The sequence below is a fragment of the Deltaproteobacteria bacterium genome (genome assembly GCA_019309045.1).
Taxonomy (GTDB): Bacteria; Desulfobacterota; Syntrophobacteria; order BM002; family BM002; genus JAFDGZ01.
Genome location: JAFDGZ010000080.1, coordinates 1 through 12,822 on the forward strand (window position 1 = coordinate 1; position 12,822 = coordinate 12,822).

The 12,822-nt window shown below is 55.9% G+C and carries 11 protein-coding genes; 10 read left to right on the forward strand and 1 reads right to left on the reverse strand.

Going from position 1 to position 12,822, the window contains the following annotated elements; all coding sequences use genetic code 11:
* Nucleotides 1-708, forward strand: a 708-nt coding sequence (locus JRI89_14130; protein ID MBW2072378.1) for a histone deacetylase family protein, incomplete at its 5' end; no start/stop codon positions are given.
* 167 nt (nucleotides 709-875) lie between these two features.
* Here the strand turns inward: JRI89_14130 and JRI89_14135 are convergent.
* Nucleotides 876-3,689 carry a pyruvate, phosphate dikinase gene (locus JRI89_14135; GenBank protein ID MBW2072379.1) on the reverse strand — a complete coding sequence of 938 codons (2,814 nt, stop codon included), beginning with the start codon at nucleotides 3,687-3,689 and terminating at the stop codon, nucleotides 876-878.
* A gap of 406 nt (nucleotides 3,690-4,095) precedes the next feature.
* On the opposite strand from JRI89_14135, the gene JRI89_14140 reads away from it, so the two are divergent.
* The 9 genes from JRI89_14140 to JRI89_14180 all read left to right on the forward strand — a co-directional run.
* A complete protein-coding gene (locus JRI89_14140; protein MBW2072380.1) occupies nucleotides 4,096-5,028 on the forward strand; it encodes a CoA ester lyase in 933 nt (310 codons plus the stop codon).
* Between the two features lie 181 nt (nucleotides 5,029-5,209).
* Nucleotides 5,210-5,965: an amino acid ABC transporter substrate-binding protein gene (locus JRI89_14145; protein MBW2072381.1), complete on the forward strand. Its 756-nt coding sequence runs from the start codon at nucleotides 5,210-5,212 to the stop codon at nucleotides 5,963-5,965.
* 310 nt (nucleotides 5,966-6,275) lie between these two features.
* Nucleotides 6,276-6,953 (forward strand): amino acid ABC transporter permease, encoded by a 678-nt coding sequence (locus tag JRI89_14150; GenBank protein MBW2072382.1) that lies wholly within the window; start codon nucleotides 6,276-6,278, stop codon nucleotides 6,951-6,953.
* A gap of 21 nt (nucleotides 6,954-6,974) precedes the next feature.
* Nucleotides 6,975-7,721 (forward strand): amino acid ABC transporter ATP-binding protein, encoded by a 747-nt coding sequence (locus JRI89_14155; GenBank protein MBW2072383.1) that lies wholly within the window; start codon nucleotides 6,975-6,977, stop codon nucleotides 7,719-7,721.
* A 3-nt stretch (nucleotides 7,722-7,724) separates the two neighbouring features.
* Nucleotides 7,725-8,399, forward strand: a complete 675-nt coding sequence (locus tag JRI89_14160; protein MBW2072384.1) for an amino acid ABC transporter permease — start codon at nucleotides 7,725-7,727, stop codon at nucleotides 8,397-8,399.
* 137 nt (nucleotides 8,400-8,536) lie between these two features.
* Nucleotides 8,537-9,979, forward strand: a complete 1,443-nt coding sequence (locus tag JRI89_14165; protein ID MBW2072385.1) for an FAD-binding protein — start codon at nucleotides 8,537-8,539, stop codon at nucleotides 9,977-9,979.
* A 55-nt stretch (nucleotides 9,980-10,034) separates the two neighbouring features.
* Nucleotides 10,035-11,249 (forward strand): pyridoxal phosphate-dependent aminotransferase, encoded by a 1,215-nt coding sequence (locus JRI89_14170; GenBank protein MBW2072386.1) that lies wholly within the window; start codon nucleotides 10,035-10,037, stop codon nucleotides 11,247-11,249.
* Between the two features lie 224 nt (nucleotides 11,250-11,473).
* Nucleotides 11,474-12,133, forward strand: a complete 660-nt coding sequence (locus JRI89_14175) for a TetR/AcrR family transcriptional regulator (protein ID MBW2072387.1) — start codon at nucleotides 11,474-11,476, stop codon at nucleotides 12,131-12,133.
* The coding region (locus tag JRI89_14180; GenBank protein MBW2072388.1) for a cobalamin-dependent protein at nucleotides 12,130-12,822 on the forward strand (693 nt) is incomplete at its 3' end. The genes JRI89_14175 and JRI89_14180, both read left to right, overlap by 4 nt.

Sequence of the window (12,822 nt, forward strand, 5' to 3'; positions counted from 1 at the left end):
GGCTCTTTCGAGGGTCCGGAGCGCCTCGAGGCGATTCGCAACAGCCTACAGCAATACCAGCCGTTTTGCAAACCTGAACCGGCAAAGGAAGCTGATCTGCTTCTGGTTCACGAAGAGAGGTTGGTGGCCAAGGTGAAACGCAGGAAAGCTCTGTATGAGGTCATCTTGTTGGCAGTGGGCGGGGCCATCCTCAGCGCCAGGCTGGCCATGAGAGGAGAGCCTGCATTCGGCCTGATTCGACCTCCCGGCCATCATGCGGACAGCCGGGCTTCGTGGGGCTTTTGCTATGTGAACAACATGGCAATTGCCATAAAGAAGATCCTGACGGAGAATAATCTCAACTGGGTGGTTGTCTTCGATCTCGATCATCACGTGGGCGACGGCACCCAGCGCATTTTTCTGCCCAGTCGGCAGGTAACGGTGATCAATATAATAGCCCTAAACCGGCAAGACTACCTGGCGCAGACCAGCAACAAGCTGCAGCTCATCCGCAGAGCCGACCTCCTGGCAATATCTATGGGCTTCGACACCTACGAACACGATATCGGCGGGCTGCTTTGCACTGAAGACTACGCTCACATTGGCTCCTGGTTCAGGCGGGCTGCTGAACGGCTCTGCCAGGGGCGCCGCTTTGCTCTGCTGGAAGGCGGTTATTATCTGCCGGACCTGGGCAAAAACGTCCTCGCTTTTTGTGAAGGGTTCGGCTAAGCAGCACGGCAATGCGGCAGCTGCGGCAGATGGAGTCCCTCTGGCCACAGAGTCCCTGCCTTAGGGGCCACTTTACCACGTTTGACTTGCTGGAGGCGGAGCTGCTCTTCTACGGATTGCTCGAGCTGCCTCCCCCAGGCAGCCCGAGATGCTGTTGCTCACTGTTGTTATAGCTGTTTGGCCAGGGCCTCTTGCAATTCGGAACCGGCAAGCTCCTTCAACCTGGCGTGTGCTGCCGCCAAGCGGGCAACCGGCACCCGCGGCGGCGAACAGGAGACGTAATTCATTCCCACCTGGTGGCAGAATTCGATGGAGCGCGGATTGCCGCCGTGCTCGCCACAAATACCGATTTCTATGTCAGGCCGCGTCTTGCGGGCCCATTCAATGGTAATGCTGATAAGACGCCCTACTCCTTTCACATCGAGAATCTCAAAGGGGTTGTCCTGGAGAATCAGACGTTCGTTGTACAGGGGCAGGAACTTGTTTTCGGCATCTTCCCGGGAGAAGGAAAAGGTTCCCTGAGTAAGATCATTGGTGCCAAAGGAAAAGAACTCGGCTACTTCAGCCAGCCGTCCCGCCCGCATGCAGGCCCGCACCACCTCGATCATGGTGCCGAAGCGGAATTTGACCTTTAACTTGTGGGTTCTCTCCACCCGTTTGTAAATTCTTGTCACCCGCTGGTGAACCCAGCGCAGCTCCTGGGCAGTGCACACCTGGGGCACCATGATTTCGGGATGGACGTCTACACCGTCAGCAATACACTCGGCTGCAGCTTCGAGGATTGCCTGGATCTGCATGTCGTAGATTTCTGGATTGGAAATGCCCAGTCTCACGCCTCGGTGACCCAACATAGGGTTCACCTCGGTGAGACTGCGGACCTTGCTCAAAGTTTCTTCCTTGCGTTTGAGCAGTTCAGTATCGATGCCCTTTTCACGGATCTCTGCCAGATCCTTGAGAACCGTGTCCATTGCCGGCAGATACTGGGAGAGTTTATGGTCAAGCATCTTCATGGTTTCAGGAAGTTCCTGGATGCTGCTCATGAACATGCTGAATTCCCGCAGTCTTTTGATGTCTACCATCAGTTCTTCCACGGTGGGCAAGAACTCATGCAGGGGTGGATCCAACAAGCGGATGATGACCGGCAGGCCGTTCATCTCTTTGAAGATGGCTTTGAAATCCTCTTTTTGCATAGGCACGAGCTGATCGATGGCCTTCTGCCGCTCTTTGTGATTGTCAGCCAGGATCATCTCCTGGAAGATAGGTAGTCTGTCCTGGGCATTAAACATCCGCTCTGTGCGGCAAAGGCCGATGCCCTCGGCACCCAACTGTCTTGCTTTAGCTGCGGCTTCAGGGGTGTCTGCATTGGCCCAGACCCCGAGCGTGCGGATTTCGTCTGCCCACTCCAGAATGGCAAGCAGATCTTCGGTCATCTCGGGCTCGATGGTGGGGACTTCACCCGCATAGACGCTGCCTGTGCTGCCATCTATGGTGATGACGTCTCCTTCGCCAAAAGTGGCCCCTCCCATGGTGAGTTTCTTGTTGCCGTAGTCGATGTGGATATTTTCAGCCCCAGAGACACACGGCTTGCCCATGCCCCTGGCCACTACCGCAGCATGAGAGGTCTTGCCGCCCCGCGAGGTGAGAATACCAACGGAGGCAAAAAAGCCATGAATATCATCGGGCTTGGTTTCCTCACGCACCAGGATCACCCGCCTGCCTTGCTTTTCCATGTCCACTGCGTCGTCGGCACTGAAGGCTATCTGGCCGGAGGCCGCTCCTGGGGAGGCCGCAATACCGTCGGCCAGAGACTCCGGCACTTTTTTCGGATCCAGCCGCGGGTGCAGTAACTGTTCGAGGGCTTCGGGAGCAATGCGCATTACCGCTTCCTGCTCAGTGATCAGGCCCTCGTTCACCATGTCGTTGGAAGTCTTTACCAGGGCCTGGGCATTCATCTTGCCGTTTCTGGTCTGCAGCATGTAGAGTTTGCCTTTCTCGATAGTGAATTCGAAGTCCTGCACCTCGCGGTAGTGGTTCTCCAGTACCTGCCGAATCCGCAGCAGTTCCCGGTAAACTTCTGGCATGTCTTTGCGCAGCTCCTTGATGGGTTTCGGAGTGCGGATGCCGGCCACCACATCTTCTCCCTGGGCATTGATCAAGTATTCGCCGTAGAGACGATTTTCTCCGGTTCCAGGATCTCGAGTGAAGCCCACGCCGGTGGCGCAATCATCGCCCATGTTGCCGAAGACCATGGTGCAAACGCTCACTGCCGTGCCGTAAGCCATCTCTTTGGTGATATTGAACTGCCGGCGGTAGTCAACGGCCCGCTTGATGTTCCAGGAGCGAAAAACCGCTTCAACCGCCATCTGGAGCTGGACCAGGGGATCCTGGGGAAAAGGCTTCCTGGTCTGCCGTTTTATGATTCTCTTGTATTCGTCAACAATGGACTTCCACGATTCTGCTGTGAGTTCGGTGTCCAGCTTGACCTTCTTTCGCTTTTTTTCCGCTTCCAGAACGTCGTCAAAGAGTTTCTCCTCCACGTCCAGGGCAATCTTGCCAAAGAGTGACAGCAGCCGCCGATAGGCGTCGTAGACGAAGCGTTCGTCTTTGGTAAGCTTGAGGAGGCCCGCTGCTGTCTGGTCATTGAGACCAAGATTGAGTATGGTATCCATCATTCCTGGCATGGAGAGGGCTGCGCCTGAACGGACGGATACCAGCAATGGGTTGGCAGGATTGCCAAAGCCTTTGCCTGTTTTCTTTTCCAATTCGGTCATGTGGGAGTTAATCTGTTCCATGAGACCTCTGGGAACTTTGTTTCCACCCTCCAGGTATTCCACACAAGCTTCGGTGCTTATGACGAACCCCGGTGGGACTGGCAGGCCGATTTGCGTCATTTCACATAGATTTGCCCCTTTGCCGCCAAGGAGCATCTTGTTCTTGCCGTCACCTTTCTGAAAAGAGAATACATATGTCTTTTTCGCCATGGGTCTTCCTCCTCTTCACCCGGCTTTATTGTTTGCCGTGCCTCGGCACCCGACTCTGCATCAGGGGTTCAATGCCGGCATGGTTTATGAACTCGAGTTGCGCCTGCTGTTCTCCCGGAGTCATGGCCTTTCTGGGCTAGCCCAAGCATGCACGGGCCACGGGATGCAGTGTCGAGAGGCAGTCGCCTTTTCCATCTGTCGTCTTGCTGCAACCGTGTTTGCAACTGTGACCCGCATTTAAACAGAGTTGTCCGCAACAATCAAGCCAACATTTTTACTACATGCTGCTGCTTCTTCGGCAATGATGGTTTTCGGGTCGTCAAAAGCGAACAAATTCTCTACAATGGGATGGCATACAGCGGTGAATCCACGGAGCACGTTTCTATCAAGAGAAGGAGCAGGAACCATGATTCGGTTGCGACGATCCATACTCTCGGTACCGGGAAGCAGCGAAAAAATGATCAGCAAGGCGCTGGCACTTGCTGCTGACGAGATCATGCTCGACCTCGAAGACGGGGTGGCGGTAGGGGAGAAAGAGAGTGCTCGAGAGAAGATTGTTCGCGCCTTTGTCGAAAATGACTGGCAAGGACGCACCAGAGCCTTCCGCATCAATGGGCTCAACACTCCCTTTGCTTATAGAGACATCATTGATGTTGTGGAGAGGGCCGGCAACCACCTTGATCTGATTGTTGTACCCAAAGTGGAATGTGAAGCCGACATCAGATTTGTCGAGCTGCTGCTCGATCAAATTGAGATGAGGCATGGTATTTCCTCTGCCATTGGCATCGAGGCATCCATTGAAACAGCTCGGGGTATGCTGAATATCGAGGAGATCGCTTTTTCCAGTCCGCGGCTGGAATCGCTGGTGTTCGGCATAGCTGACTACAGCGCCTCGCTCAACATGCCGAGCCGCGGCATAAGCGGACACGGAGATGCTGAAGAAGCTTATCCTGGACATCGCTACCATTTTCCCATGAGCCGTCTGGTGATGACGGCCAAGGCTGCGGGTCTGGCAGCCATAGACGCACCGTATGGAGACTTTCGAGACCAGGAGGGCCTGGAAAACTCCTGCCGGATGGCAGCCTCCCTGGGATTTGACGGCAAATGGGCCATTCATCCTGCCCAACTGGCAACTATCAATCGAACTTTTACTCCAAGCGCCGAGGATATCAGCCGGGCCCAGCGAATCCTGCAGGCATACAAGGAGGCAGAGGTGCGGGGCGAAGGTGCCACCTCCCTGGATGGCAAAATGGTTGATGGCGCCTCCATCCGCTTGGCCAGGATCATCCACGAGCAGGCGCGGCGCTTGGGACTGCTGGAGGCAGATGCCGACCACTAGCTTCACTAGAAATTATGTACATACCCCTGTACACTTGATATATAGTTTAGCATTATAGGGGAAATTGACCTGAGGCCTTCAGCTTTTCATTGATATCTCCTGAGAGTTCTGCTAAGAGTTACACGTTTTTCAATATTTGAGTCACCCGGGCAAACGACTATAAAGTGAAGGAGGCGAAGAGATGAAGAGAAGTTGGTTGTGGATTTCCCTGGCGGTGTGTTTCCTCATCGGCGCATTAGGACTGAACCCTGCGCTTGCAGCAGAGAAGACCTATGTGAACGGCATAGATGCGAATTTCCCACCTTTTGCCTACGTGGATAAGACGGGCAAAGCCAATGGCTTTGACGTGGAAGCTCTCGACTGGATCGCCAGGGAGATGGGCTTCAAGGTGAAACACATGCCGATTGACTGGGATGCGATCATCCCCAGCCTGAAGGCCAAAAAGATTGATATGATTGCCTCCGGGATGAGCGTCACAGCGGAGCGCAAAAAGCAGGTAAGCTTCACTATTCCCTACTGGCGAATCGTCCAGGTGCTGGTGGCCAAAAGGGATTCAAAGCTCACCGTGGTCGAGGCCCTCTCCCATGGGAACAAGATTGGCGTCCAGCGAGGAACCTCAGAAGCCAAGTGGATGAAAGAGAACCTGGTAGACAAGGGGAAGAACTTCGAACTCGTCTATTATGATTCAGCGCCGCTGGCAATCGAGGATCTGTTGATTGGCCGCATCGTGGCTGCTGCCATGGATGATGCACCGGCCAAGGATGCAGTCAAGAAAAAGCCAGTAAAAATCATCGGCACTTTTGGTATGCCGGATGAAGAGTTTGCCTATGCTGTTCGCAAGGAGGACACGCAACTTCTCAACACCCTGAATCAAGGTCTGCAGAAGCTCATGGCCTCCCCGGAATGGCAGAAGCTGAAAGAAAAGTACGACCTGTAAACCATGGGAAGAGCAAAATGAAGCGGCATGGCCGGCCCTGGACAGGGCCCGGCCACGCCTCCTGACCCCAGACCCAGGAAATTTGGCGGCGGCCGCCCCAATCAACCCCGAGACGCCGCAGGTCAAGGTTCAATAAAGGGCCCCACCCAGCTTTCTTGCGACCTTACAAGGCAAAAACAGGCAAGGTTCGCCATGTTGCGGTCCCGGCATGCCCTGGACCCCGCCCGAATATTCGATAATTCCTGCCGCGGCATGGATTCATGAGATGTTCGGGCTGCCTTCCCCACTGATTTGTGGCCGAGGTAGTAAAGTGCCGGCATTCCTCACAGCCATAATCGACGCCCTGCCCTATATTCTGCAGGGATCCCTGGTTACTATCGTGGTGGTCCTGGGTGCCCTGGCGCTGGGTCTCCTTCTGGGTGTGCCGCTTGCCGTGGGCCAGGTCTACGGCGGTCAGCTCCTGCGGAGAACCATCCAGGTCTATGTCTGGTTTTTCCGGGGAGTGCCGCTTCTGGTGCTGCTGTTTCTTTTCTATTTTGGCCTTTTTTCCCTCTTGCAGATCAACCTCTCTGCCTTTTCTGTGGCCATTATCGTCCTGGGGCTCATCAGTTCCGCTTACCAGTCGCAGATATTTCGCGGTGCCATTCTTTCCCTCTCCGAAGGGCAGCTCAAGGCAGCCAGGGCTCTCGGCATGAGTGAGACCAAGGCCGTTGTCTTCATTATTCTACCCCAGGCCTTGCGGCTGGCCATTCCCGGCTGGTCAAATGAATATTCCATTATCTTGAAGGACTCGGCCGTAACCTATGCCCTGGGTGTTGCCGAAATCATGGCGCGCACTCACTTTGTGGCAACTCGAACTTATCAGCACCTGCCCCTTTACATCACAGCCGGTCTCATTTATCTGCTCCTGACGTACATCGGTGTCAAGGCCTTGCTCATGCTGGAAGAAAAAGTGCGCATTCCCGGATTCTCTCATCAGGGACATTGAAATATGAGCAGACAGGTTCCCATCCTGCGGGCGGAAAATATTGCCAAACAATACGGCGGCAAGGAAATCCTCAAAGGGGTGTCCCTGTCCCTGCTGCGGGGTGAGGTGAAAGTGCTGATCGGGCCTTCGGGAGCAGGAAAGAGCACCTTTCTGCAGTGTCTGAACTTTCTGGTTACCCCTGAGCGGGGAGAGGTGTGGCTGGAAGGAAAAAAAATCAACTATGCAAAGAAAAAAGAGCTCTACAGCTATCGCCAGCAGGTTGGCATGATTTTCCAGGATTTCAACCTGTTCGATCACCTGAGCGCCCTGGAAAATGTCCAGATCGCCCTGGTGCGGGTGAAGGGCATGTCGAAAAAGGAAGCAAAGGAGCGGGCCTTGCAGGAGCTGGGGAAGGTAGGCCTTCTAGAGCACGCCTTCAAATATCCTGCCCAGCTTTCCGGTGGCCAGAAGCAGAGGGTCTCCATAGCCAGAGCACTGGCCATGGACCCCAAAATTATGCTGCTGGATGAGCCGACCTCCGCCCTCGACCCTGAACTCATCGGCGAAGTAATGGCTGTCATCCGCGATCTGGTGGAAGGGGGCATGACTATGATCATGGCCACCCATCAGGTCAGTTTTGCTGCTACTCTGGCAGATGAAATGATGTTCATGGAAGACGGCCTTATCATCGAATCTGGCCCGCCGGCAAAATTGCTCTCCAATGCAGACTGCGACAGAACCAGGAGCTTTTGTGCCAAGATTACCGAACTCTATGGTGAGTCCAGCTAGAAGATGACGGAGCTGCTCTACATCCAACAGGAGATGCTGCCAGCCCTGCTGAGGGGGCTGTGGGTGAGCGTGAAGCTCATTGTGCCGTCGGCCTTCGGTGGACTCCTCCTGGGAGTTCTGGTGGCCTGCCTGCGGGTATACGGCAATAGTTTCGTCAGGACTGTAGCGCGCACCTATGTGGTTCTCTTTCGGGGGATTCCCCTGCTGGTGCAGCTGTTCATCTGGTATTTCGGTCTGCCCCATCTGGGGGTATACCTGTCACCCTATGCCGCTTCAGTGGTGGGCTTTACCATGTGCAGCGGCGCCTATCATTCTGAATATATCCGCGGCGCGCTGCTGTCCATCAGAAGCGGCCAGATGCACGCTGCCCAGGCTCTTGGCTTCTCTACCAGGCAAACGGTGTGGTCCATCATCTTGCCCCAGGCGATCCGCCGCGCCCTGCCCGGCTGCGGCAACGAGATTATCTACCTGATCAAGTATTCTTCTCTGGCCTACATGGTCACCTGCATCGAACTGACCGGGGAAGGCAAAATCCTGGCCTCGCACTCCTTCAAGTATACGGAGGTTTTCCTGGTGGTAGGCATCTTCTATCTCTTCATGGTTTCGATAGCCGGGCGAATTCTGGCCCAGGTGGAAGACAGTCTGAGTGTGCCGGGCTTTGAGAGGCACAGACTCTGACGACTGTGCTGCAAGATATTGTGGGCGCCGGCGACAGAAAAAAGTGCAAGAGACCTGGAGCACACGTCTGTTCTCGGCTGCCGTCGTTTTTGAGTTGGCATTATTGCTGCCACCGACATTAGAAGGAAAACGGTTGCATGTATCCCGAAGCATTTCCTGCCAGCAAGCAGTATCAGCCGCTCAATGAGTCCATTGTTGACCAGATTCGGCAGGCAGTGGGAGAGGACGCCCTTATCAGTGACCCGGAACGCATGCAGCCTTTCGGGCAGGATGCCTCAGAGCTCTCTGCCGCCCCTGAATTGGTAGTTGAAGTGACTGAGGCGGCCCAGATTCAGGCCCTGCTTCGTCTGGCCAATCAGCACCATTTCCCGGTGACTCCTCGAGGGCTGGGCACCGGGCTCGCTGGAGGGGCTGTGCCGGTATACGGCGGGGTGGTGCTGTCACTGGCCCGCATGAACCGCATACTGAAAGTGGACGAAAGGAATTTTCTTGCCCTGGTGGAGCCGGGTGTGATTACCCTTGATCTGCAAAGAGCTGCCCTGGAAAAGGGTCTTTTTTATCCCCCTGACCCTGCCAGCCTCGACACCTGTTCCATTGGCGGCAACGCCGCCACCAACGCCGGAGGACCCTCCTGCGTCAAATACGGCAGCACTCGCGATTACGTGCTGGGACTCGAAGCTGTGCTGCCTAACGGCGCCCTCATTCGAGCTGGAGTTCTCACCAGGAAAGGGGTGGTGGGCTACGATCTGGCGCACCTGCTGGTGGGCTCTGAAGGAACTCTGGCGGTGATTACCAAGCTGTTCCTGAAACTGATTCCCCGGCCGCCGGCGGTGACCACCCTGGTTGCCATGTTTGTGGACCTGGTTGCAGCCATGCGCGCTGTGCGCGCCATCCTGCTGGGAGGGCATGTGCCCTGCGCCCTGGAGTTCCTCGATTGCCACTGTTTGCGGCTGGTGGGCGACCTGCTGCCGTTTGCCGGCGCCAGAGAAGCCGGTGCTTTCCTGCTGCTGGAAGTTGACGGGGCAGCGGATGTTATCCAGCGGCAGGTCGAGGCAGTGGGTGCCATTTGTCTCGAAAACGAGGCTGTCGAGGTCCTTCTTGCACCGGATGCGGAAAAGCGGGCCAGAATGTGGCAGGTGCGCAAACAGGTTTCTCTTCGCATCGAAGAGCAAGCTGTGATCTACATCCCTGAAGACGTGGTGCTGCCGCTGGCCCTGATTGCCGATTTTGTGGATAAACTCGCAGACCTGGAGCAGCGGTACCAGATGACTATCTATGCCTTTGGACATGCTGGCGACGGCAACATCCACCTCAATATAGTGTCGACAAATCTGGAGGACAGGCAGCGTGTGGAAGAGGGGATCGAAGAGATACTGGGACTCGTGCTCAGAATGGGCGGCACTATCTCCGGCGAGCACGGCATCGGCATAGCCAAGAAACGTTTTCTTCCTTTGGAGCTCTCTGAGGAGAGCATTCAGTTGCAGAGGGCGATCAAAAGAGTTTTCGACCCCAATTACATTTTGAATCCAGGAAAAGTCTTTCACTCGCTTGAAGGCATGGACAGGTGCTGCCCAGTATGAGATTGCCAATAAAGAGGGGTGGCTGTCAACGGATGCAGCAGCAAAGGAGTACAAAATGAGCCCAGGAAGGTCGGCACTGGTGGCTGCTGGCAAGAGATTTCGTACGGAAGGGATCAGCCGCCGAGTAAGACAAATAACCGTGTCTGCTATCAAGGAAATGCCGCTTCTGGCCGAGAAGGTAGGCGGTTGCGTCTCACTCGGTCAGGGGATTCCGTCTTTTGCCACACCGCCACACATTGTGGAGGCAGTCTGCCGCTTTCTGAGGGACTCTGCAACGAGCGGCAAATACACCCTGGGGCCGGGACTGCCGGAGCTGAGAGAGGCCATAGCTGGTGAAATTCTGACGAGGCACGGCGTGGCCTTCGACCCTGACAGGGAGATATGCATTACGGCCGGGGCTATGGAGGGCTTGCTGGCGGCGATCCTGACCGTGGTGGAGCGTGGTGATGAGGTCATTTTGCCCTCACCCAACTATGCCTCCCACATTGAACAGGTTCTCATGGCCGAGGGCGAGGTTGTCTTCGCTCCCCTGGCAGAAGATGGCTGGCGGCTCGACCTGGAGCGGCTGCAGCAGGCCATGTCGTCGCGCACCAGGGCAATGATATTGTGCAATCCCCACAACCCTACAGGAGCTCATTTCCCGGAAGAGGATGTCAGATCACTGGCAGAACTATTGCTGGAGCGGCAAATCATTGTTATCTGCGATGAGACCTACGATTTTCTCACCTACGATGGCGCCGACCATTTCAGTCTGCTCTCTATCCCCGAGTTGAAGGACCAGGTCATCGCCACCTTCAGCTTCTCGAAGAAGTATGCCATGACCGGCTGGCGGGTGGGCGCCGTAGTCACCTCTGAGGGGCTTCTGGACCAGATCATGAAGGTGCATGATGCAGCAGTGATCTGTGCACCCACACCATCTCAGTATGCCGCCCTGGCCGCCCTAGAGGGACCCCAGGATTGTGTCGCTTTCTTCCGCCAGCAACTGCAGCAAAGGCGCGACCTCATTTGCCGCCGCCTCGACGAGCTCCAGCACTGGTTTTCCTACGTCAAGCCTCAGGGCGCTTACTATTTGATGGTGCGCTACCTGGATCAGCAAGTCGATTCCATGTCATATGCGCTGGAGCTATTGCGTGAAGCTCGAGTCATAACCATCCCTGGCGGTGCGTTTGGTCCCACAGGAGAAGGACACCTTCGTCTCTCCTTCGGGGGCACGGAAGAAGAGCTGCACCAGGCCATGGACCGCATCCAGAGCTGGCTCGAAAAGAGATAGCAGCAGGCGGCTGCTGGGCTGTTCATCAAGAAAATGATATCTGCCCCCTCTGTTGACATTTTCCCGGATGCTGTGCTATGAGTCATGACTGACTGAGCGCTCGCTCGGAAGAACAGCAGTCGGCAACTGACGGAGTGCTATTGAGGAGCATTCAGAGACCTCGTTATTGGTTGAACCGCGGCCGGAGCTTTGCCGCCTGCAGATTTGGGCAAGGAAAGATCCTCATGGAGAGCAATTCTCGCACCAGTGACGTCCCCACCCAGGTCAAGGATCAGCAGTTGGTGGCCCGCCGCCGCCGGCAGATTGTCGACGCCGCTGTGCAGCTCTTTGTGGCCAAGGGATTCCATCGCACTACCACCCGCGAAATTGCCAGGGCAGCAGGCATGTCAATCGGTTCTCTCTACGAGTATGTCTCCAGCAAAGGCGATGTGCTCTACCTGGTATGTGACGCCATTCATGCTGAGGCCGAGTCCCACATTCGCCGCGCCCTGGAAAACACCGAGGGCGGCAGGCAGGCGCTGGTGGAAATGATTCGCCAGTATTTCCTGGTATGCCACCAGATGAGCGATCACATCCTTCTCGTCTACCAGGAGACGCAGTCGCTGCCAGCAAGATGGCGCAAGCGGGTGCTGGAAAACGAGGTGAGATTTACCGGCCTCTTCAGGGAGGTGCTCAGCCGTTTGATTGACGCTGGAGAACTGCCGCCCATAGATGAGCGCAGCCTTGATCTGCTGGCCCATACCATAACGGTCCTCGGGCATATGTGGACTTTTCGTCGTTGGTATCTCATGCGCCACTACACCATCGAGGACTATGCTGCCACGCAGACGGCTCTCATTTTCGGAGAACTACTGGGTCAACAGGAGGAGAGGAGCCCACAATGACCACCATATACAAGCCGCGCCATGCGGTGCGTATCGTTACCGCCACTTCACTTTTCGACGGCCATGACGCCGCCATCAACATCATGCGCCGCCTCCTGCAGGCTGCCGGCGTGGAGGTTATCCACCTGGGTCACAACCGTTCAGTGCGAGAGATTGTAGAGGCAGCCATTCAAGAGGACGTTCAGGGCATTGCGGTGTCCTCCTATCAGGGAGGCCATCTGGAATTTTTCCAGTACATGGTCGACCTTCTCAAAGAGAAGGGAGCGGCCCACATTCGGGTCTTTGGCGGCGGCGGCGGCGTCATCGTGCCCGATGAGATTCGGCAGCTGCAAGACTACGGTGTGGAAAGAATCTACTCTCCAGAGGATGGCGCCACCCAGGGCTTGCAGGGCATCATCAACGATCTGGTGCAGAGGTGTGACTTTTCCACGGCAGATTTGGGAGTTCCCGCCGAGCTGCAGAGCCTCGAGCCGGGGCAAAAGCAGCTCATTGCCCGGCTCATCACGGTGGTGGAAGTGGCCACGGCCGGCAGCGACGGGCATCTGGCCGCCCTGCGCCAGCAGATTCAACAACTGCTGCCAGCCAGAAAATCTCCGGTGGTGGGCATTACCGGCACGGGAGGATCCGGCAAATCCTCGCTCACCGATGAGTTGATACTGCGCTTTCTCCACGATTTCAAAGAGAAGACT